Raw genomic sequence first — 22,835 nt, 5'->3', positions numbered from 1 at the left:
AGTCTGGTCGGCGAGCAATGCCCCGTTCCTCAACCCGTGGTGGAGCACGCCGTGATCATTGAAGCTCTGCTGTCCGTCGCCGGTCTGGTGCTGCTGACCTTCGCCGCCGACCACCTGGTGCTCGGTTCGTCGCGGCTGGCCGCCAGGATGCGGATCAGCCCGGTCGTGGTCGGTGTCGTCGTCATCGGGCTGGGCACCAGCGCCCCGGAGTTCCTGGTGTCCGCGCTGGCCGCGGCGCGCGGCGACACAGGCATCGCCGTCGGCAACATCGTCGGCTCCAACATCTTGAACCTGACGCTGATCCTCGGCGTGGCCGCCCTGATCACCCCGTTCGCGGTGGCCTCGACGGTGATCCGGCGGGAGGTGCCCCTTGCGGTCGGGTCGGTGCTGGTGTTCGCCGTTGCCGCCTATACCGGACTGTCGCCGCTGACCGCGCTGCTGCTCACCGCATGTGCCGCCGGCGCGCTGTTCGTCCTCGTCCGCTGGGCCAGAAGCGGCGGCAACCAGGAACTCACCGCCGAAGTCGCCGAGTTCGAAGCCGAAGGCGGGGCGGCGGTCGTCGCGGCCGCCAAGCGCCCGGCCGGCTGGATCGAGCCGGTCCGGACGGTCCTGGGCCTGGCAGGGGTGCTGGCCGGTGCGCAGCTGCTGGTCGCCAACGCCTCGACCATCGCCGAACAGCTCGGCGTACCGCAGATCATCGTCGGGTTCACCCTGGTGGCGCTGGGCACGTCGCTGCCGGAGCTGGTCACCACGATCCAGGCCCAGCGCCGTGGCGAGACCGACCTGGTCGTCGGGAACCTGTTCGGCAGCAACCTGTTCAACAGCCTCGCCGGCGGCGCGTTCATCGGCTTCGCCGCCGGCACCGACCGACCGGGCACGACCACGCTGCCACTGTTGTCGGCGATGCTGTTCACCGCGCTGCTGGCATGGGCGCTGCTGCGGCGCGGACTGCGCCTGACCCGCGTCGACGGCTTGGTGCTGCTGGGCGCCTACTGCCTCACCCTGCCGCTACTGCTGACCTTCTGAACAGTAGGAACCGGGCAGGCGGAACAGCCTGCGGGCAGTTTCGTAGCCCAGTACATCGGGTATCGGAATTTTGCCCGATTTACAGGAGGTTGCCGTGAGCACCGTGACCGAATCAGTCGACGTGCACGTCCCCGTGCACACCGCCTACAACCAGTGGACGCAGTTCGAGTCGTTCCCGAACTTCATGGGCGGGGTGGAGTCGATCAGGCAGATCGACGATATCCACAGCCACTGGGTCGTCAGCGTCGCAGGCGCCAAACGCGAGTTCGATACCGAGATCACCGAGCAGCACCCCGATGAGCGCATCGCCTGGAAGAGCACCAGTGGTGACACCCGGCACGCGGGAGTGGTCACCTTCCACCGGCTCGGCGACAGCGACACCCGGGTGACCGTGCAACTGGACTGGGAACCGGAAGGCCTGGTGGAGAACGTCGGCAGTGCCGTCGGAGCCGACAGCCGCCAGGTGAAGAAGGACACCGAGCGGTTCAAGGAGTTCATCGAGCAGCGCGGTCAGGAGACCGGTGCTTGGCGCGGCAACGTCACGGCACCGGGCTCCCAGCCTGACGCCCGGTGACACCGGGTTGAGCGCGACATCGTCGATGTCGCGCTCAACCGCGCTGGGGGGCGGTCTGCCGTGACTGGCCAGACCTTGGGCCCACGTCTTGCACCCCGGGCCCGCGCGGGTTCTCGCGCAGGTCATGAGCAGCCGCTGTGCCCCAACGCTGCCCGAACCGACGACCAGCGACCGGGTGGGCCAGGTCACAGTTAACCGCACCGCGAACGGGGTACATGTTCGCAAACCAGCGGATCTCGGCACGGCCGCTGCGACATGGCAGGGTAGGGGCATGAGCGACGAGATCAAGACCGCGGTGACACAGCCGTCCGCGGTGAGCGATCATCCGGTTTCGCCCCTGCTCGATCCCGTGACAGCCGACGCCGCTGAGGCGACCGGCCGCGCCGACGACGACGGCTCGGTCGATCCGCTGTGGGCGCTGCTCCTGAACGGCTCCGAAGAGATGATCTTCGCGGTGGACCGCGGCGGCGTCGTCCGGATCGCCAACACCGCCGCCGAGCGCACACTCAAGCTACGCGCCGGCCGCCCCGTCCCCCGCGGTCCCCTCGCCCAGGTTCTGCAAGGACCGCCCGGCACGTTCGAGCTCGACGTGCACGACAGACGCCTGCACGGCCGCGGCGCCACCACCGGGCAGTGGACCGCCTGGTACGTCCGTGACGTCACCGAGCAGGTCATGCGGATCGACGCGCTGCTGGCCGAGCGGTGGCGTTCGGCATTCCTGGCCGAAGCGGGCCGGCGCCTGGGCTCGTCGCTGAACCGCACCCGGGCCGCGCGGACGACGGCCCTGCTCACCGTCCCGGCGCTGGCCGACTGCGCGGTAGTGCTACTCGACGACGACCGGACGCTGCCGTGGTACCGGGTCGATGACGACGACGAACGGACCGAGGCCAGCGGGTCGCTGACACGTGCGCAGCTGGCGCCGGACAGCGCCCTTGACCAGGCGCTTTCTGGTCTCACCGTCCAGGACGATCCGCGCCTGGGCGACGACGTCGGTGACCTGCTCCCGGAAGGGTTCGGGCCGGTGGGCTCGGCGATGGTCGTTCCCCTGCCCGGCCACGGGGCCCCGGTCGGTGCGCTGCTGCTGGCCCGCCATGCCGGGCGGGCGCCGTTCGAGTCCGCGGAGGTCCACCTCGTCCGGCAGTTCGCCGCCAGAGCCGGTGCGGCGATCAGCGCCTGCGCCCTGTACACGGCGCAGGCCGACGCCGCCGACCTGGTGCGCCGCAGCCTTGAGCCCGCGGCACTGCCCAGCGTGCCGGGCCTGCTCCTCGGCGCGGCGTACCGGCCGGCCTGGGAGCGGCTGCGCATCAGTGGCGACTTCTACGGGCTGCGCCCAGGACCGGACGGCATGACGTGGCTGTTCGTGCTCGGCGACGTGTTCGGCAAGGGCATCGAGGCGGCCATCCGCTCGGGCAACGTCCGGCAGAGCCTGCAGGCGCTGTGGCTGACCGGCTCCCGCCCGTCCCGCCTGCTGGAGCTGCTCAACCGGGCCACGATGGTCGACGCGGACCCCACCTTCGCGACGTTGATCGTGGGCGAGATCGCCACCGGGCCGGACGGGGGCATCACGGTGACGCTGGCCACCGGCGGCCATCCCCCGCCGCTGCTGCTGCGGACCACCGGCGAGACGGTGCCCGTCGAGGTGACCGGCACGGCCCTCGGCGTCAGCGAGCAGGCCCGCTTCGGCGAGACCGAGATCGTGCTGGGACCCGGCGACACGATCGTGCTGTACACCGATGGCGTCACCGAAGCCCGCGGGCAGTCCGGCCAACCGTTCTTCGGCATCGACCGGCTCGTGGAGGAGCTCTCCGCGTACCGGGGCACCCCCGCGGCCGTCATCGCCGAACGGGTGGCGCAGCGGGTCAACGACTGGACCCGCGACCGGCTGCAGGACGACGTGGCAGTACTGGTGATCCAGGTGCAGCCACCCGCCTCTCACCTCCTGGAAGGGCAGGCATGACCGCCGCGGTATCGGCCGAAGACCGGGCGCACTACTTCGAACTGGTCGGTCACGGTGCCGAGGTCCCTGCCGTCGACTTCGCCCTCGCCCTGTCCGAACGCGACGTGGCACCGCAGGACATCCTCCTCGACCTGGTGGTCCCGACCCAGGCCAGAATCGGCGACCTGTGGGCACGCAACGAGTGGAGCGTGGCGCAGGAGCACGCCGCCACCCACATCAGCGACCAGGTGGTGGCGGCGCTGGCCACCCGCCGCCGGGCCGAGCACGCCGGCCGGCGCGGTGTGCTGGTCGTCGCCTGCGTCGACGGCGAATGGCACGCGCTGCCGGCGCGGCTGTTCGCCGAGGTGATGCGCTGGGACGGCTGGGACGTGCGGTTCCTCGGCGCCAGCGTGCCCACCCCACACCTCGTCTCCTACCTGCACCGGCACGGGCCCGACGTCGTCGCGGTCAGCTGCTCGGTGCCGACCCGCCTGACCTCCGCGCAGCGGGTCATCGTCGCCGCGCAGGATGCCGGCGTTCCGGTGCTGGCCGGCGGCGCCGGGTTCGGCCCCGACGCGCGCTGGGGCACGCGGCTGGGCGCCGACCGGGTGGCCGCCGACGCCCGGCACGCGGTCGAGGTGCTGCGGTCATGGCCGTCACCCGCGGTCGGCGACGTGGGCGCGGTGCGCGGATCCTTCGTCAGCGACGACGACCACGTGCTGATCGCAAAACGCCGCCCGCAGCTGGTCGCCACCGCGATGGCGGAGCTGGCGCAGCGGATCCCCGCCGTGGCCCGCTATACCGACGCCCAGCGCGAGGCGACCGAGTACGACCTGGACCAGGTCGTCGAGTTCCTGTGCGCCGCGCTGTTCGTCGACGACCCGCAGCTGTTCACGACGTTCATGTCCTGGATGGGCACCGTCCTGACCACCCGCCGGGTGCCGCTGTCCGCCGTCGCCTGCGTGCTCGACACCTACCGGCGCGAGCTGTACGACTTCCCGCGCGCGTTGGCCTACCTGGCCGCAGGCAGGCTCTGCCTGAACGAGACCGGCCTGGAGGCGGGGGCACCGAAGTCCGCCGCCGCGGTCTGAGCCGCGTCGTACGGCAGCACGGTCGTCGTGCCGGCTTTCGGACACGGAACTGTCTCAGGGCTGGCTGCTGATGTCGCGGCACCTGCCATCCTCTGTGGATGAATCCGCTATCGCGACGGCTACCGGCCGTGTTCCTCGTGGGAGTCCTGGCATTCGGAGCCTCGCTCGGCGCGGCGGCTCCAGCCCGTGCCGCCGATGCCAAGCCCCGCTATGCCACGCTGCACCTGTGCGACCCGACCGGCTGTTACTTCGCCTGGCGGGTGGTCGACTCGGATGGGGACGGCTTCTGCGACGCCGACGAACTGATGGCCGGCACCAACCCCCACGACGCCGAGAGCCACCCGCTGCTGACCGTGGTCGTGCAGTTGGCCATTGACCGCAAGCTGCCGTCCTTCGAGGCAGGCCTCGGCGCGTTCCTGGCCGTACCGCAGCAGATCCTCGACGCACGGGCCGAGGCCGGCATCGACGTTCTCGGCGCCTTCGACATGGGCTCCCGGCGCAAGACGATCGAGCACCTCGGCATGACCTTCGGTGAGGTCGACACCAGGGGCGTCGACCTGGATCCGACGCACGGCTTCACCCTCGGGCTCAACGGCAGGGGCGGCAAGGGCTCCATGCCGGGTGTCAAGGTCGGCGGCATCGACGTCGCCCTGCTCTCCCAGGAGGGCGCCAGCTTCAGCTCGCCGGGGGTCGGCAGCCTGATCAGCGTCGGCAAGGACCAGCGGCAGTACACCTTCGGCCAGGAGCACGGCGGGGTCAAGAGCAGCAGACCGACCGAAGACGGCACCGGCACCCGCTACGAGTTCAACGACGGCACCACCCGTACGTCCAGGAGCGACGGCGAGGGCGGCGCCGTCGTCACGACGACCAACTCCGACGGCTCGGAGGGCCCGACCACGGTCGTCCAGCACCAGGAGACCTCCACCGGCGCGCGCGAGAAGAGGTCCACGTTCCTGCCGAACGGCGACACGACCAACGTGACCTACGTCGACCTGCACGAGCACCCGGACGGCAGCTCGAGCGGCCTCGAGGTCAGCACGACCTTCGTCCGCGACGACGACGGCAACGTCATCGGCACGGTCGTGGTCACCACGGCCACGTACATCTCGAAGGACGGGTCCTGGGGTTCGACCTCGCAGGTCGTCCAGAGCTGCGACGCCAACGGCGAGAACTGCACCACCGACGACGCTCACTATGAGGACAGCGACGACCCCGACGACGAGGAGTACGTCGACCCGGACGCCGACACCACCATCGTCACGTTCGAGATGGTCGACAAGACGCTGCGCATGCGGGGCGCCGCGATCACCGTGGTCGACGGCTGGACGGCGCCCGGGTTCGAGAACGACCCGGCGAACCCGAACGACCCGGGCCTCGTGTCGCTGATCGACTCCGACCTCGCCACCGGGTACAGCCTGCTGTCCCCGCCCCGGGTCACCACGGCACAGCCTGAGGGACGTCCCGACCTGCCCAGTCCCAGCGAGGCCGCGCCGACCGGCGGTGGCGGCACCTGCGGCGGCCTGTGCGGTTAGCGCAGACGGTGGTGGTCCCGCGACGGGTGTCGCGGGACCACCACCGGCCGTCGGCCAGCAGCCGATCTGATCCCCTGCGGGATGCTGCCCGCAGGGGTCGACTGCTCGTTTCGCTCGCCGGGCCGACCACTCGCAGCAGTGCGATACGAGGACCCGTGCTCGTCGCTGATGGACGCTGAGCGACCCTGGTCCTTGCTGCTGACGATCGGCGTCCGGGCCGGTCAGCCTGTGCGCACGGGACCGCCCAGCTGCGCGCTTGCCGGAGCCGAGAATCCGCCGCCGTTGGCGGCGATCACCTCCAGGCCCAGCCAGCTGCCCGCGTCCGCTTCGGCCGGGGTGTACGAGCGCGCCGTCGCTCCCGAGATGGCCCGGCAGGAACTGGTACTGGGCGTTGAGCAGCGCAGCCACTGGTAGTGATAGGTCAGTGCGAAGGCCGGGCCGGTCCCGCCGGCCGCCCACGCTCCGGGGTCGGCGACCAGCGTCTGGCCCACCGCCGGGTCGCTCGGGACAGTGGGTGCCGTCCGGTTCGATGGTCCGCAGGTCTGCAGCGTCAGGTAGTGCCAGCGGTCGCAGGATATCGTGACCGAGTAGCTCAGTGAGGAGTTCGCGCTGATGTCCGGGCTGCCGAACACCACACCGACGTACTCGCTGTGGACGCCGGGCCGGTATGCCGACGGTAGGTCCAGCGGGTAGGGCACGCCGTCGGACGGGCCCCAGCAGTGCTGGGTGGTGATGCCCGGGCCGACGACGATCGTCTTGGTCTGGCACAGCGACAGTCCGTCGGCCTGGGCGACGTCGAAGTCCCGGCCCTGCGGACCTTGGTTCCACAGCAGCATGCTGCCGCCGTCGACCGATACCGACGGCTCGTCGGGGATGAGGATGGAGGCGTCGATCGACCTCGTGGGGTCGACGCCGAGACCGAGGCTGCCGGAGACGCTGAGGACGACGGCCTCGGCGTCATGCGAGTCGATGATTTTGCATACGCCGGTCGACGCGCCGGCTATCCCGAGGTTGACGTTGACGTTCGCGCAGGTTCCCGTACCGAGGCCGGTGAGCTGGTTGACCAGGGCGGTGACCCGGTTGACCGCCAGGGCGGCCAGTCCGGGCTGGGTCAGGGCCGCGGCAAACCGCTGGTCGTAGGTTCCCGAGCGCAGGTTCTCGACCCACGCGGGCTGCCTGAGCCCGTCGACCACGGCCATGCCCCGGCCCTGGCCGGTGAGGTTGACGTGCGGGCCGAACCAGATCCACGTTCCGGGCAGGGTTCCGGTGAGGTGGATGAGGCCCTGGTTGTCGAATGTTCCGCTGTCGACGAGGAACCCGTGGGTGAAGGCGCCGTCGGGGTTGTCGAGGCGGACGCTGCCGCCCGCCTCGTTGGTGAAGGCGCAGTCGGCGCAGGTGAAGTATCCGTTGGTCTGGAAGTTGAGCGTGCCGTGGTTTCGCAGGACGAGCCCGGATGCCAGCGCCGGGGTGACCTCCAGCGTGATGGTCGCGCCGGCGCCGATGACAGTTGGCGTGGCGTCCGGCTTGGTGTCCAGCAGGGTGTGCTCACCGAGTACCACGTCGGCGACGTCGAGGTCGGCGGCGATCTTGGCGATGCTGCGGTAGGTGTTGCCCGGCTGGCTGATCTCGCGGCCGTGGACTCTCATCGTGCCCGGTCCGGTGACGCGGCCGTTGATCGTACCGGCGGTGAGCGATGCCACCGGAAACGCTGGATCGTATCCGACGTGCAACGTTCCGCCCTGGACGGTGATCGAGCCGGCCAGCGTCCCGATCACCCAGACGTTGTCGAGGAAGTCCACCGCGGCGGTGGTCGCCGTCGGACCTTCGAGGATGACCTGCCCGGCGCCGCCGCCCACGGCTCCGCCGGTCAGGTCCGCGGCGTACAGCTGGAGGATGCCGGACTGGGCGGTGAGATCGCCGGAGTTGCGCAGCAGCCCGGCACTGATCACGTTCCGGGCCGGTCCCGGGTGGGTGACCGTGCCGGTGTTGGTGAACGATCCCGGGCACAGGCTGATCCAGCCGCCGATCACGTCGCTGAACCGCAGCGTGCCGGCGTTGAGCCAGGACGCCTGACCGCCGCCGCAGGGCTGTGCGATGCCGGGGATGAGGCCCGCGTGGTAGTCGGTGAGGGTGACGTCGACCAGGCCGTTGTTGACCACCTGGACGGCGCCGGAGACGGTCACCGAACCGGTGATGGTGACAGTGGTGTCCGTGCCGATGACCGTCGGCGTCCCGTCGGACTGCGGGGCGAGGTCCGCGTAGTCGCCGAGGATCGCGTGCGCGACCTCCAGATCGGCGGCCACGGTGGCGACGCTGCCGTAGATGTAGCCCGGCTGGTGGAACTCGTGCCCGGTGACCTGGAGGGTGCCGGGGCCGCTGACGCGGCCCGACACGGTGCCCGCCAGCTGGGTCTGCACCGGATACGCTGGGTCGTAGCCGACATGCAGCGTCACCGAGGCCGGAACGACGACGTCTCCCGACAGGATGCCGAGCACCCAGACGCCGTCGCCGAAGCGGACCGCGGAGGTGGTCGTGACCTGGCCGTCGAGCAGCACCTGCCCGGCGCCTCCGCCGACGGTGCCCGCGGTCAGGGTGGCCGAGTAGAGCTGCAGGAAGCCTGCCTGCGCGTCGACGGTCCCGGTGTTGGTGAACTGTACGGCGGCCACTGCGGCGCGGGCCGGGCCGGGATGATGGATGGAACCGGTGTTGGTGAACGAGCCGCGGCACAGGCTGACCATGGCGCCGATGGTGTCGCTGAACTGGAGGACTCCCGCGTTGTGCCAGGTGACCGGGGTCTGGCCGGTGCAGGGCTCGGACAGGCCCGGGGTGCCGCCCGTGCGGTAGGTGCTCAGGGTGATGTCGACGCGTCCGTTGTTGACGACCTCGACGGCACGGCCGAGGGTCACGCCGCCGGCGACGTACACGGTCGTGCCGGCGCCGATGACGGTCGGCGTGCCGTCGGCCTGGGCGGCCAGGGTGGTGTGGTCGCCCAGTGTCACGGTGGCGATGTCCAGATCGGCGTACAGGGTGGCGACGCTGGCGAAGGTGTTGCCGGGGCGGCTGAACTCGTACCCCCCGACCTGCAGGGTGCCGTCACCGGAAACAGTGCCGGTCAGCGATCCGGCGCCCGTCCACTCGACCGGGTATGCCGGGTCGTAGCCGACGTGCAGCACGGCTCCGGCCGGGACGACGACGGCACCGGCCAGGTCACCGACGACCCAGACGTTGTCGGCGAAGCGTACGGCCGACGTCGCGGTCACCGGACCGTCCAGCAGGACCTGGCCCGCGCCGCCGCCGACGGTTCCACCCGACAGCGCCGCCGAGTAGACGTGCAGGATGCCCGCCGTAGCCCGAAGCATGCCGCTACTGGTCAGCCGGGCGGCTGTGAGCACGTCGCGGGCCGTGTCGGGGTGGCTGACCGTGCCGGTGTTGGTGAACGAGCCGGAGCAGAGGCTCACCCGGCCGCCGCCCGCACCGCTGAACAGCAGCGTTCCGGCGTTCAGCCAGGACGCGGGGGCCGGTACGCCGCACGGCTGGACGACCTCGGCCGAACCGGTCGAGCTGTCCACGCGGATGGTGCCGTCGTTGCGGAGCACGATCGCGCCGTCGAGCACGACGGACCCGGTGACCACGACCGTCGCCGAAGGGCCGACGGTGATGCCCGGACCGGTGTAGGTGCCGCCGCTCCACACGGCGTCGGCCGCGAAATCGGCGCCGTCGGCGGTGCTCAGCCCGGCCGTGACCGTGACGGCCCGGTAGGCGGCAAGTCGCCGGAGCGCGGTCGCCGGGATGGCGATGCTGCCGCTGCCGCGCGTACCGGCGGGCAGGCAGGCGATGTCGGCGGAGGTCGGCACCCGTCCGGCCGACCAGTTCTCGGGTGTGCTCCACGCGGTGGTCCCGGCCGCGCCGGTCCACACGTCGGTCGCGCCCCCGGTCGGACAGGTGGTCGCCGGTGTCGTGACCGGTGCCGAGGTCGCCTCCGCCCCCGTGCCGTTGGCATTGGCCGCGGCCACGACGAACGTGTACGTGGTGCTGCCGGTCAGCCCGGCGAAGGTGACCGGTCCGGCCGCGGCCGTACGTGACGGCAGGGCGGTGGTGCCCTCGTAGGGCGTGATGAGGTACTCAAGGACAGGGCTGCCCCCGTCCGAGGCGGGCGGGTCCCAGCTGACGGTGATGCGGTCGGAGCCCGCCGCGGCCGCCGTGACGTCAGGCGGGGCGCTGGGCCGGTCGCTCGCCGTCGCGGTAGCCACGGCGGCCGGTCCCTGGCCGAGGCTGTTGACCGCTGTGACGGTCACGGTGTAGGTGATGCCGTTGATCAGCCCGGTGACCGTGGCGGTCGTCGTGGCGGCGTCGGTGGTGAGGCTCGACTGCGGGACTCCGCCGGCCGTGGTGGTGATCGCGTATCCGGTGATCGGCGCTCCGCCGTCGGAGGCCGGCGGTTGCCAGCCCACAGTCAGCCGGCGGTCGCCCGGCACGGCGGTCACGCCTCGCGGGGCACCCGGCCGGTCCCAGGTCGTCACCGCGGCCGACGGCGCCGAGGCGCTACCCGAGCCGCTGGCGTTGCGCGCGGTAACCGTGAACGTGTACGCGGTCCCGCCGGTCAGGCCGGTGATCGTCGCCGAGGTGGACGCCGGGCCGACCGCCACGGTCGGTTGTGCGGCTGCACCGGCGTACGGGGTGATCGTGTAGCCGGTGATGCCGCTGCCGCCGTCGTCGGTCGGCGGCTGCCAGGACACGGTCGCGCTCCTGTCGCCGGGCGTGGCGGTCACCGACCGGGGCGCGCCCGGCACGGTCACCGGGACCACCTGAGCCGACTCCGCGACGGCGCCGCTGCCCAGGGCCGTGACCGCGGCGACCCGGAAGGTGTAGGCCGATCCGTTCGACAGCCCCGTCACGGTGGCCGACGTGGGCGCCGGTCCGACCGTCATGGTCGGCTGGGCGGCAGCGCCGAGATACGGGGTGACGGTGTAGCCGGTGATCGCGCTGCCGCCGTCGCTGGCGGGCGGCTGCCACGACACCGTGGCCATGGCGTTGCCGGCCACCGCCGTCACCGACCGGGGTGCCGTCGCAAGTCCCCAGGTGAGCACCGGACTGGAGGGTGCCGACGCGGCACCGGTGCCCCACACGTTGGTCGCCGTCACCATGAAGGTGTAGCTGGTCGCCGGCTGCAGCCCGGTGACCGTCGCGCTGGTCGAGGTGGTCGTCGCGCTGGCACCACCCGGCGCGGCGGTGACGGTGTAGGACGTGACGGGCGACCCGCCGCCTGGCGGGGCCGTCCACGTCACGGTCGCCTTGCGGTCCTGCGCCGTGGCGGTGACCGCAGTCGGCGCCCCCGGCACCGAGCGCCACAGCCAGGTCCCGGCCGCGGGCTTCGCCCCGCCGCTGCCTCCGGCCAGGAGCAGTCCTCCGTCGGCGGTCGGTGCGAGTCCCGCGGAGTCACGGGCCGAGGGCGCGTGCGCCGGGGTGAGCTTGGTCCAGGTCGTACCGCCGAAGGTCCAGGTCTCCGCGCTCGCGCTGGTGGCGAGTCCGCCGAAGAGGACGATCTGCCCGGTGGCGGGGCTCGTGGCCGCGCCGGCTCCGGTGCGGGCCGACGGTGAGGTCGTCATCGACAGCTGCGTCCAGGCGGTACCGTTCCAGCGCCAGGTGTCCTGCAGCTTCGCGGTGGCGGCGGATCCGCCGAACAGAATCGTCGAGGCCGAGCCGGGGTCGAACGCCAGTGCCGCGCCGGAGCGTGCCAGGGGCTTGGCCGACGGTGTCACCTGCGTCCAGGTGGTGCCGTTCCAGGTCCAGGTGTCCTGGAGCTTGCCTACGGTGTTCGCGCCGCCGAAAAGGACGATCGTCTGGCGGGCGGCATCCCAGGCGGCTGCGGCGTCCTGGCGGACGCTCGGTGCGCCGCCGGGGGTCAGCCGCGTCCAGGAGCCGCCGTTCCACGCCCAGGTGTCGTTGAGCAGGCCGGTGGCGCCCGTGCCGCCGAAGAGGATGGTCTGCCGGCGAGCGGGGTCGTAGACCATCACCGCGCCCGACCTCGCGCTCGGCGACTGCGCGACCGTCAGCTTCGCCCATGCCGTACCGGTCCAGCGCCAGGTGTCGTTCATCCAGCCGGACGTGGCCTTGCCTCCGAACAGCACCGGTGATCCGGTCTGGTCGGCGGCCAGTCCGGGTGCGGAGCGGGCGGGGGTGGCATCGGACGACGCCTGCGCCCAGTCGTATGGCACTGCCGCCCACGCGGCGTCCGGTACGAACGCCGGGCCGGCGGCGAGCAGGAGGCCGGCCAGCAGGTGTGCCCACCTGCGCCGGGAGGGGCGGTGGCCGGAGGACCTCTTCAACGCGACATACCTCCATCGATCGCACTGATGCGCGCAGATGCGCTGAACCGCAGCGTACGGACGGGTTCTTCGCATTCTCATCAGTTCTTCGGCGCATCAGCCGGTCTCGATCGGAGCCGGTCCAGGGCGTACGGCCACGACCGGCGGTCGATCCAGCTGGCGCAGACCTCCAGCCGGCCCGGCCCGCAGGCCGCTCAGCCGCCCGTTACAGCCTGTCGGTTCGTGGCCACGCACCGTTCCCGCCGATCGCCTGATCGGTCGGCCGGCCGCGCAATCCTATGTGTACACACATCGGACGGGCATCCACGTTGCACCCAAGTCAGCCCGGTCTTAGAAACCGCAGGCCGGGTCCGCCGCCATGGCGCGCGACGACCCCGTCCCCGCATCGCAGAGCGAGACGAGTCGACCGAAAAGACGATCCAAGACATTGACCATGTCTTATATAGTTGACTTTCGATTGACTGCGAGGAGGACCACGCATGCGTACCCCGACGATCCCCGGTACGGTTCGCCGACAGCGGAGGGTCGCCAGCGCCGCGGCTCTCACCCTGACGGCGACGCTGCTGCTCCAGGGCCACCCCGCTCAGGCGGCGGGCCCGGCCGCGACGCTGGACCCGGCAGCCCAGGCCGCGCTGCGTGACCAGCTCGTCGCGTCGGCACCGGTCGGCAGCTCCGCCCGGGTCGACCCGGCCACCGGCAAGGTGGTCCTGCGGGTCCCCGGCACGGTGCCCGCCGGGCTCGCCGCCACGGCCAGCCGCCACGCCGGTCGGGTCTCCGTCGAGACCACCCCCGGCGTGATCGGCACCTACGCCGGCATCGTCGGCGGGCACGAGATAGACGGCCCCACCGGCGGCTGCACCGCCGGCTTCATGGCAGTCGACGCCGACGGGCGCGACTACGCCCTCACCGCGGGCCACTGCACCGCGGGCGGCGGGACGTGGCGACGCAACGGCAACCTCCTCGGCCCCGCGGTCGGCTCGGTGCTGGGCCAGCAGGGCGACTTCGGCGTCATCGAGCTCACCGGCTCCTACGTCGGACAGCCGCTGGTCAACAGCTACGTCAAGCCGCCGTTCCTGTCCACGCAGCCGGTCCGCCAGCTCGCACCCCTGCCCGCGGCGGACCTGCCCTCATGCAAGATGGGCCGCACCAGCCGCTACACCTGCGGATCCATCCTGGCCTACGACGTGACCGTCAACACGGCCGGCGGGCCCATCGGCGGGCTCATCGAGACCAACATCTGCGCCCGCCCGGGCGACTCCGGCGCACCCATGTGGCAGCACATCTACGTCACCAACCCGGTCTCCGCCCGCGCCATCGGCCTCGTCTCCTCCGGCACCGGCAACCTGGAGTGCAGCGACCCGGCCAACCGCACCTACTTCCAGCCGGTCGGCGAGGCGCTGGACTGGTTCGGCCTCAGCCTGATGCTCGCGCCCTGACCTGCGCGTGTCGGGGTCGCACTCGTCAGGTGCGGCCCAGTCATGGCGTGACCCGGCTGAACATCTACCGAACGCCTCACCGGGTCCGACATCCTCGGGCTCGCGGGGCTCGCCGAAAGCGGATTCACCATCTCGGCCCGCAGGTCGTGGGCCTCCTGCGGGTCGAGCCAGTTGCCGCCGTTGATCTGCTCGACCAGCGGCGAGGCGACTGCCGACGCGGCGGCCTCGGTGGCTGCTTCCTGGGTCTGGGTTTCGGTCATCGCGGATTCCCGGCTTCTCGATCGGTCAGGACGATGTGTGGCGGCGGTCCACGCGGAAGGTCAGCCGCTGGTGCGGCGTACCGCGGGCGGCTGCCAGGTTCCGTCGAGGATCGGCTGCCTGCCCCAGTAGGCACGCAGGTACAGGCTGAAGGTGGCCTGCGGTGCGGGCAGCCAGTTGGCTACTCGGTCGCTGGACGGGGCGGTCCCGCCGGCGGTCAGGGTCAGCGACCCGTCGGCGCCGCGGCTGAGGGTCTTGTTCTTGGTGCCCAGCGAGTAGCGGTCGAGCTCGTTGGGGTGGAACAGGTGCTGGTCGTTGTACAGCGTCAGCGACCAGAAGCCGTCGACGGGCGGTTCCTGCCCCGCCGGGAAGGTGATCTCGTAGGTGTGGGCGCCGTCGAGCTGCGCGCCGTCGGCGTCGTAGTCGGTATAGAAGTACTGGGTCTCGGCGGGCCGGTTGTCGAACATGTTGGATTTGGCGGTGCCGGTGCGGTCGAAGTAGTCCAGGCCCCAGACGGCGTTGTTGGTGGAGCGGTTCCAGCCGTTGCCGGCCGGTCTGCCGTTGTGCTCCCAGCGGAAGAACGGTGCGATCAGCTCCTGTTCGGCCTGTTCGGCGGTTTCGACCAGGGTCTTGGCCAGGTCGGTGTCCTCGGCTGCGGCGTCGAGCAGCAGCCGGAACTGGCCGAACAGTGCCTGCTCGCCGGGCAGCGGCGGCGCCTCGTCGAGTGCCTGGGCGAGCTGCTCGAAGAACCTGTCCGGCAGAACCCACTTGGTCTCGCCGTGGCCGTCGGCGGCCGGACCGGGGATGGTCGGGACGTTGGACCAGTCGGTCGTCTGCGGATGTCCGTCGTACTCGGTCAGCGGGTAGCAGCCGATCTGGTTGATCAGCGGTTGGATCGCGGCCCTGTCCTGCGGGGTGTCGTCCAGGAACACCCGCGGGATCACTGCGGCAAGGCTCGTGCTGGAGCGTATGACCGCCTGTATCCCGTCGGGTGCCTGGCCGTTCCAAGCGGGGCCGGCGAGCAGGTAGAGGCCGGGCGGGGTCGCGTAGGGTTTGCCGAGCTGCCCGAACTGGTCGGTGCGGGCGTCGTAGAGCGCGTACACCCAGAACCGGTCGCCGAAGTCGGGCACCTGCAGCACCACGGGCTCCTCGTCGAGCGAGAAGTAGCCCAGGCCGTAGACGACGTCCTGGTTGGGGCAGGTCACGAAGGTCTCGGCGGAGTCGATGTAGTCGTTGAGCATCGCCAGCCGCCCGCGTGGCGCGGCGGGCAGGACGCCGTTGAGTCGCCCTGGCTCGGGTGCCCGCGTGATCGCGGCCCGCCGGTTGATCATGTTGACGATGGGCCATCCCCACAGGTATGCCATCCGGGCCAGGGTCTGGGCGTAGCCGGTGTGCATCCGCACACCGGCCGCCGTGCTGGTCTGCGTATCGGTCGCTTCACGTCCGTCGCTCACCGTCTGCCCCCGTCGCCTCGGCATCGAATCCGCCCCGGTCGGTCGATCCGTCCGTCTTGACCGTAGCGACCAGCAGGGTGGGGCGCTGACGATCGGACGGACTGGGCCGTCGCGCTCTCGCGGCGACGCGACCTGCCGGAACAGGCACTACTGGGCGAATTCGCCGCATTATGCTCGCCGGTGTGCGGGCGGTCGTCCGCGGATACCGACTGCGGGGGTCTTCATGGCGGAGCCGGACCACCCGTCAGCGGGCGGCGGCCCGCGCGTCGACCCGACAGACGGCCTTCAGCACAGTCAGGCACCGCAGTCCGCGTCTTCACGCGTGCTGGACACGGACGGACAGGTCCACGGCGCGGCGCTCACTGCCGTGACCGACCCCGCAGCGGCGCGGCGGGCGGCGCGGCTGGCCGTCGCCATGGGAGCGGCCCACGCGGTGCTGTTCACTGCCGCGTTCCTGATCCTGCACGAGGTTCCGGGCACCGGCGACCCCGACCAGACGGTGCTGGAGTACTACCTGGCCCCTGACACCCGCCACCGGGTCCTGCTGGCCGGGATCTACCTGATGCCGCTGGCGGCGATCACGTTCCTGTGGTTCATCACGACGCTGCGCATGTGGATAGCCCACCAGGGCCGCCCCCAGCACGTGCTGTTCTCGAACCTGCAGCTCGGTGCCGGGCTCAGCTACATCGTGCTCGAACTGGTCGCCGCTGCGGCGTTCAGCGTCGGGGCGGCGGTGGCCCAGTTCGGCGACGGCGTGGCAGACCCGGCCACCATGCGCGGCTTCGCGCAGCTGGGCAAGCTGGTATCGGTGATCCTCGCCATGCGCATGGCAGCCATGTTCGTGCTCACGACCGCGTCTCTGGGCCGACACACCAAGATCGTGCCGAGCTGGTTCCTCATCCTCAGCATCGGCGTCGGGTTGACGCTGTTCCTGGCGGCCACGCTCGACACCTGGTTGCTGCTGCTCTTCCCGGGGTGGCTGCTGGTGCTCTGCGGGATCCTGCTCGCCCGGCTGCGCCGTGCCGCCGAAACGGCGGTCCCCGCCGGCTGAGCACATGCCACCACCACCGACGACCGGCCCGAGGAATGGACCTACGAGATGACCGGTGACCCGACGCCGAACACCGCCGCCAGGCGGCTGCGGGCGATTCCCCGCCCCACCGGCCGCGACGCCGTCGCGGGCTTCGTGACAGGGCTGTTCTCCATACCCGAGGGGGTGGCCTACGCCAGCATCGGCGGCTTCTCCGCGCCGCTCGGTCTGTGGTCCGGTGTGGTCCCGACCATCCTCGGCTCGGTCTTCGCCCGCACCGCCCTGATGGTCACCACCCTCACCAGCGCGATCGCGCTGTCGGCGCGCAGCGTCCTGCTGGCAGCAGGGCTCGACACCGGCGACATCGGCGCGATCGCGACGCTCACCGTCCTGGTCGGCGCCGTGATGCTGATCTTGGGACTGCTTAAGCTCGGCTCGGTCATGTCGTACGTGTCGACGGCCGTGATGACCGGGTTCACCGTCGGCATCGCACTGCAGATCATAGCCGGAGTGATCAAGGACGCCACCGGCTACACCCCTGGCAGCTCCAACACCGTCGGCAAGCTCATCGACGCCCTGATCCACCTCGGCCGGTGGAAGACCCCGGTGGTGATCGTGGCCGCCGCGACCGTCGCCGCGTGGCTGCTGTTCCGGCTCTGGCGACCGACCAGGGCCCTGGCTACGCTGCTGTCCCTGCTGGTGGTGACGGCGGCGACCGTGCTGCTGGGCACCGACGTCGAACGCGTGGCCGACATCGCCGCCATCCCCCGCTCGCTGCCGCCGCTCACCCTGCCCGACCTGAGCACGATCCCCGCCCTGGCCACCGGCGCGGTCGCGATCGCCCTGGTCGCACTCGCCCAGGCGGCGGGCATCGGCGCCGCGGTGGCCAACCCCGACGGCTCCCGGCCGGACGCGTCCAAGGACTTCAACGCCCAAGGCGTGGCCAACCTCGCCGGCGGGCTGTTCGGCGCCCTGCCCACCGGCGGGTCGCTGTCACGCACCGGCATCGCGCAGAGCTCCGGCGCCCACTCCCGCTGGGCGGGGATCTTCGCCGGCCTCTGGCTGGCGGTCATCGTGCTGCTGGTCGGCCCGTACGCGGGCCTGATCCCGATGGCGGTCATCGGCGGGATCATGCTCGTCATCGGCGCCGAACTCATCGAGAAGCGCCGCCACGACATCATGCTCGTGCTGCGCACGTCCTGGCCCTCGGCCATCGCCATGATCGTCACATTCGCAGCCACGACCGCGCTGCCGCTGCAGTACGCGATCTTCCTCGGCGCCGCACTGTCGATCCTGCTCACCTCGATCACCGTCACCCGCTCCAGCAGGCTGCTGGAGTTCCGGCGCAACGACGGCGGCTGGGAGATCAGCGACCCGCCCGCACGCCTGCCCTCAGGCCGCACCACGGTCCTGCACTACGACGGCGCGGGCTTCTTCTCCGAAGTCGGCCGTATCGACCAGGACTGGCCCGACACCGCCGGTGTCACCGACGCCGCGGTCGTACTGTCGGTCCGAGGCTCCCTGGACGTGCCATCGGCCACCTTCCTCAAGGCCCCCCACCACACGCGGCCGACCGGCTCACCCTGCTCGCCCTGCAGGTGCACGGGCAGCCTCTCGAGCTCGACCACGGCTACCCGTGCCGGCTCATCGCCCCCAACCGGCCCGGCGTGCTGCAGACGAAGTGGGTCGCCAGTATCGAGGTGCTGCCATGACCGTCCGGCCCGCCTACTCCGGAGCGACCGTGTGGACCCGGCGCCTGCTCGTCGCCGTCGGGGTCCTCGCCGCCGGATACGGCCTCATCGGGGTCCTCACCGACCCCAGCGTCTCGCTGCCGAACTACGCCCGGTACGCGGTGGCCGTGCTGCTCGGCCACGACCTGCTGGTGATGCCCGCCGCGATCGTGGCCGGGCTGCTGCTCACCCGGTGGCTGCCCGGCTGGGCCCGACCTGTGGTGCAGGGCGCGCTGCTGGTCACGGCCACCCTGACCGTCGTGGCGGTACCGCTGCTGCTCGGCCACGGCCGCCGATCTGACGACCCTTCCGCGCTGCCCCGCGACTACCACCGCGGCTACCTGATCTGTGTGGCCGGGATCTGGCTCGTCACCGCAGTCGTCCTGGGCCTGCGGGCCCGGCGCCGCACCACCGCAACCGATCACGATGGAGAGAAGAGATGACCGTTACCGCCACCATCGGCGTCATCGGCGGGTCGGGCCTCTACAGCCTGCTCGACGGCGCCGACGACATCCAGGTCGACACCCCGTACGGCCCGCCGTCGGACGTCGTCACCGTCGCCCAGGTCGCCGGGCGGACCGTGGCGTTCCTGCCCAGGCACGGCCGCGACCACCGCCACCCGCCGCACCGCATTCCCTACCGCGCCAACCTGTGGGCACTGCGCTCGCTGGGCGTACGCCAGATCCTCGCCCCGTGCGCCGTCGGCGGCCTGCGGCCTGACCTCGGCCCCGGCGCCTTCGTCCTGCCCGACCAGCTGATCGACCGCACCAGCGGGCGCGAGCACAGCTTCGTCGAGTCCGGTGCGGTCCACGTCAACTTCGCCGACCCCTACTGCCCCACCGGTCGGGCCGTTGTCACCGCCACCGCGGGGAAGAGCGGCCTGCCGATCACGCCGACGGGCACCATGGTCGTCATCGACGGTCCGCGGTTCTCCACCCGCGCCGAATCCCGCTGGTACGCCGCAGGCGGAGGCACGGTCATCAACATGACCGGCGCACCCGAAGCCGCACTGGCCCGCGAGCTGGCGCTGTGCTACACCGCCGTCGCGCTGGTCACCGACCACGATGCCGGGGTCGACGGCGACCACGGCGTGACGCAGGACGAGGTCTTCCGCGTCTTCAAGGACAACACCGAACGCATGCGCAACCTGCTGCTGGCCACGATCGTCGGGCTGCCCGCCGAATGTGACTGCCCGTGCGCCGCGTCCCTCGACGGCATGCTGCCGCACTACCTGCGGCCCTGACTCCGCCGCGACACCCGGCCGGTTCGCACCCGGACCGGCCGGGAAGGCGTCAAACGTCTGGACGTCGTCTCGACGGGCGGTCGCGACGATCACCGTTCGTGGGTGCAAGCCTCGGCGCTGGACGGCACCGCGCCCGTGGCCACCGCGCCCGGCTGCCGGAGCCTGAGCCCGCCACACCGGCTGACGTCGCCGATCCTGTGGCCGGCCGGGAGACTGGCCTCGTATCCGCTCAGTGAGCAGCTGTTCTGCCGCGCCATCGCGCCTGAACGGCTAGAGTCGGTGTTGGCGTTCGCCGCTGCTGGATGTCGGCGCAGATCGGCTGTGCGGCCGGGACGGGCCCGGCACTCGGCACTGCCCAGCGAGCGGGGCCCACAGCGCCGCACGTCACCATGGGATGTGGCACGTGCATCAGGCACCAAGGAGACAGCCGCAGGCGTCTGACCGGGCCCGCGACCCGAGCCTTGACGACATCATCGGCAGGCGGTTGCTTCGCCCCGTGTTCCAGCCGATCGTGGCGATCTCCGACGGCCGCGTCGCGGGCTACGAGGCCCTCATCCGCGGCCCGGCTGACAGCGTCCTGCACTCCCCCGCCCAGCTGTTCGAAGCAGCCAGACCTGCCGGGCGCACCGCGGAGCTCGACTGGATCGCACGCTCCGCGACGTTCCAGCACGCGCTGGACGCCCGCCTTCCTGAACACCTGCCGCTGTTCGTCAACGTCGAACCGGCGTCGCTGCGCGCCGCCTGCCCACCCGACCTGATCGCGGTCAACGAACGCGCCTACCGCGAGCTGCAGGTCGTCGTCGAGATCACCGAGCGGCAGCTCGACCACGACCCGGCCGCGCTGGTCGCCTCGATCACCAGACTGCGAGAGCGGTCAGCCCGCATCGCCCTGGATGACGTCGGCGCCAACCCCTCGACTTTGGCCACGCTGCCGCTGATCGCTCCCGAGGTCATCAAACTCGACCGCGGCATCGTGCACAGCCGCGGCAGCCGCCTGGCCTCCCGTGTGGTCAACGCCGTCCTGGCCGAGTCCGAACGCACCGGCGCTGTGATCCTGGCCGAGGGGATCGAAACAGACCGGGACCTGACCGTCGCCGCCTCGATGGGTGCGACCCTCGGACAGGGCTGGTTCTTCGGCTACCCGGGCGCGTTGCCGCACCACCACCCGCCAGCCGGCCCGGAGCTGCCGCGGATGCCGACGGGTGATCTGGCCGCGAGGACTCCGTTCGAACACGCCCGCCGCTTCCGCACCGCCCGGTCGACCACCAAGGAACTGCTGATCCCACTCAGCCGACACATCGAGAGTCAGGGTCTGTCCAGCGAATCCTCGGTGCTGCTGTCGACGTTCCAGCACCACCGGTACTTCCTACCGACCGCGCGGCGCTACCGGAACCTGGCCACCCGCGCCTTCGTCGTCGCCGTCTTCGGCACCGACATGCCCGGCGAGCCGTGCCCCGGCGTACGCGGCTCAGCTCTGCGTGCCGACGACCCGCTGGTAGCCGAGTGGAATGTCATCGTGATCGGCACCTACTTCGCCTGCGCCTTGTTCGCCTGCGACCGCCGCGCGCCTTCGACCAGCGAGAACAGCCGCGAATTCGACGTCATAGTGAGCTACGACCGCGACCTCATCATCGACGCCGCCCGCACCCTCGTGTCACGACTGCCCGCCGTCACGGGGTGATCATCACCCGAGAGGGACGCCTTCGTCGGTGTGAAGGTTGCCGGCGCCGGACTTCCGCTGATAGCCCCAGCCGGAGATGCAGCCGACGTCGGTGAACGTGTTTTCGATGTAGTTGCCGACGCAGGTGTACATGCTGAGGTCGACCTTGCAGCCGTTCCGGTGGCTGCAGGTGCCGCCGGCGTGGCCGGTCTCGGTGCCGGCGGTGATGTTGACGGCGCAGCCGCTGGCGGATTTGAGGAACGTGGCGGCGTGTGCAGAGCTGGCGAACGCCGGCACCCGGGCCACGGCGGCTGCCGCGATCACGGTGACGGCACGAGGGGCTTGCCGGGACAACCGGGCAGTGAAGACATCTTTCGACTCCGAGTTGTTACATGAAACTCGTCGACATACGACATTGAGCTCGATTAATGTCTGGCTGCTTCTCTTTAGTCCCTGCATGGGAGGTCCCGTGTCCGTCCAATCCCCCCTACGTCGCCGACTGGCAGCCATCACCGGTGGAGTCGCACTGGCCCTCGGCGCCGCCCTGGCGGTGCCTACCGCCGCCCACGCCAGCCCTGACTACGGCCCGGCCGCCTGGGTGCCCGCCAGCACCAGCAACTACACCGACGCCAACCGCGAGTCCGACTACAACATCAACTACGTGGTCATCCACACCGTCCAGGGCTCCTACTCCAGCGCCATCAACTGGTTCCAGAACCCGTCCGCCCAGGTCAGCGCACACTACGTCGTCTCCAAGACCGGTGCGGTCACGCAGATGGTGCGCGAGTCCGACATCGCCTGGCACGCCGGCAACTGGACCTACAACACCCAGTCCATCGGCATCGAGCACGAGGGCTACGTCGAGCAGGACGGCTGGTACACCGAGCAGATGTACCAGGCCTCAGCGGCAATCGTCCGAAGCGTGACCAGCAAGTACGGCATCCCCCGCGACCGGGCGCACATCATCGGCCACAACGAGGTCCCCGGCGCCACCCACACCGATCCCGGCTCGAAGTGGAACTGGACCTACTTCATGCAGCTGGTCAACGGGACCACCCCGCCCGCGTGGTCGCAGACCGTGGACAACTCGACCGCAGGCCGCTTCACCGCCTCGGCGAACTGGAGCACCTCCACCTATTCGACCCAGCGCTACGGCGCCGACTACCGGTACGCCAACCCCCAGGCGATCTCCGATGCCGCCTGGTACAAGTTCAACATCCCGGCCACGGCCAGCTACAAGGTCGAGGTCTGGTACCCGGCCCTGCCCGGCTACAACGACTCCACCCCGTACGTCGTCGTGACCACCGGCGGCAACCAGTCCGTCGTGGTGAACCAACAGGTCACCGGTGGTAGCTGGCGCACCCTGGGCACCTTCACCCTCGCCGCCGGCGACTACAACGCCGTCGGCGTAAGCCGCTGGACCAACGGCACCGGCTACGTCATAGCCGACGCGGTACGCCTGACCCGCGTCTAGCACCGTCGGTGCTGGAGCGGGCACCGCTCGTTCCAGCACCGACGGCCCTATGCCAAGGGCACTTC

The 22,835-nt window shown here is 70.9% G+C and carries 13 protein-coding genes and 2 pseudogenes; 12 read left to right on the top strand and 3 right to left on the bottom strand.

Annotated features, from left to right (window positions below; all coding sequences use genetic code 11):
• Positions 1-51 precede the first annotated feature (51 nt).
• The 5 genes from QEZ54_RS21105 (at position 52) to QEZ54_RS21085 (ending at position 6,159) form a co-directional block, all read left to right on the top strand.
• A complete protein-coding gene (locus QEZ54_RS21105) occupies positions 52-1,026 on the top strand; it encodes a calcium/sodium antiporter (protein ID WP_281306403.1) in 975 nt (324 codons plus the stop codon).
• 94 nt (positions 1,027-1,120) lie between these two features.
• Positions 1,121-1,600: an SRPBCC family protein gene (locus QEZ54_RS21100; RefSeq protein ID WP_281306402.1), complete on the top strand. Its 480-nt coding sequence runs from the start codon at positions 1,121-1,123 to the stop codon at positions 1,598-1,600.
• A 271-nt stretch (positions 1,601-1,871) separates the two neighbouring features.
• Positions 1,872-3,557, top strand: a complete 1,686-nt coding sequence (locus QEZ54_RS21095; RefSeq protein WP_281306401.1) for a SpoIIE family protein phosphatase — start codon at positions 1,872-1,874, stop codon at positions 3,555-3,557.
• Complete coding sequence (locus QEZ54_RS21090) at positions 3,554-4,627, top strand: cobalamin-dependent protein (RefSeq protein ID WP_281306400.1); 1,074 nt, start codon at positions 3,554-3,556, stop codon at positions 4,625-4,627. Before QEZ54_RS21095 ends, QEZ54_RS21090 begins: the two co-directional genes overlap by 4 nt.
• A 137-nt stretch (positions 4,628-4,764) precedes the next feature.
• A complete protein-coding gene (locus QEZ54_RS21085; RefSeq protein WP_281306399.1) occupies positions 4,765-6,159 on the top strand; it encodes a thrombospondin type 3 repeat-containing protein in 1,395 nt (464 codons plus the stop codon).
• 221 nt (positions 6,160-6,380) lie between these two features.
• Here the strand turns inward: QEZ54_RS21085 and QEZ54_RS21080 are convergent, their stop codons facing one another.
• Complete coding sequence (locus QEZ54_RS21080; protein WP_281306398.1) at positions 6,381-12,485, bottom strand: fibronectin type III domain-containing protein; 6,105 nt, start codon at positions 12,483-12,485, stop codon at positions 6,381-6,383.
• A gap of 479 nt (positions 12,486-12,964) precedes the next feature.
• Here QEZ54_RS21080 and QEZ54_RS21075 point away from each other — a divergent pair, with 479 nt between their 5' ends.
• Complete coding sequence (locus tag QEZ54_RS21075) at positions 12,965-13,921, top strand: S1 family peptidase (RefSeq protein ID WP_281306397.1); 957 nt, start codon at positions 12,965-12,967, stop codon at positions 13,919-13,921.
• A gap of 320 nt (positions 13,922-14,241) precedes the next feature.
• Here the strand turns inward: QEZ54_RS21075 and QEZ54_RS21070 are convergent, their stop codons facing one another.
• On the bottom strand, positions 14,242-15,633 hold the full coding sequence (locus QEZ54_RS21070; RefSeq protein WP_281306396.1) for a DUF1254 domain-containing protein: 1,392 nt from the start codon (positions 15,631-15,633) through the stop codon (positions 14,242-14,244).
• A gap of 367 nt (positions 15,634-16,000) precedes the next feature.
• Between QEZ54_RS21070 and QEZ54_RS21065 the strand changes: the two genes are divergently transcribed.
• The 5 genes and pseudogenes from QEZ54_RS21065 (at position 16,001) to QEZ54_RS21045 (ending at position 21,317) form a co-directional block, all read left to right on the top strand.
• Positions 16,001-16,684, top strand: coding sequence for a hypothetical protein (locus QEZ54_RS21065; protein WP_281306395.1), 684 nt, complete (start codon positions 16,001-16,003; stop codon positions 16,682-16,684).
• A gap of 48 nt (positions 16,685-16,732) precedes the next feature.
• Positions 16,733-17,833: pseudogene (locus tag QEZ54_RS21060) on the top strand (solute carrier family 23 protein); the annotation flags it as partial.
• A 410-nt stretch (positions 17,834-18,243) separates the two neighbouring features.
• Positions 18,244-18,375 (top strand): annotated as a pseudogene (locus QEZ54_RS21055) (molybdopterin-dependent oxidoreductase); the annotation flags it as partial.
• A 457-nt stretch (positions 18,376-18,832) separates the two neighbouring features.
• Positions 18,833-19,636 (top strand): S-methyl-5'-thioadenosine phosphorylase, encoded by an 804-nt coding sequence (locus QEZ54_RS21050; RefSeq protein ID WP_281306394.1) that lies wholly within the window; start codon positions 18,833-18,835, stop codon positions 19,634-19,636.
• A gap of 394 nt (positions 19,637-20,030) precedes the next feature.
• The gene (locus QEZ54_RS21045; protein WP_281306393.1) at positions 20,031-21,317 is read left to right on the top strand and encodes an EAL domain-containing protein; all 1,287 of its coding nucleotides are present in this window, start codon (positions 20,031-20,033) and stop codon (positions 21,315-21,317) included.
• A 3-nt stretch (positions 21,318-21,320) separates the two neighbouring features.
• On the opposite strand, the gene QEZ54_RS21040 is transcribed toward QEZ54_RS21045, so the two are convergent.
• Complete coding sequence (locus tag QEZ54_RS21040; RefSeq protein WP_281306392.1) at positions 21,321-21,620, bottom strand: hypothetical protein; 300 nt, start codon at positions 21,618-21,620, stop codon at positions 21,321-21,323.
• A gap of 145 nt (positions 21,621-21,765) precedes the next feature.
• On the opposite strand from QEZ54_RS21040, the gene QEZ54_RS21035 reads away from it, so the two are divergent.
• Positions 21,766-22,770, top strand: a complete 1,005-nt coding sequence (locus QEZ54_RS21035) for an N-acetylmuramoyl-L-alanine amidase (protein ID WP_281306391.1) — start codon at positions 21,766-21,768, stop codon at positions 22,768-22,770.
• Positions 22,771-22,835 lie beyond the last annotated feature (65 nt).

The organism is Catellatospora sp. KI3 (assembly GCF_029948125.1).
Taxonomy (GTDB): domain Bacteria; phylum Actinomycetota; class Actinomycetes; order Mycobacteriales; family Micromonosporaceae; genus Catellatospora.
Note: the sequence above shows the minus strand (reverse complement) of the source record. Positions and strands in the feature narration are given on the sequence as shown.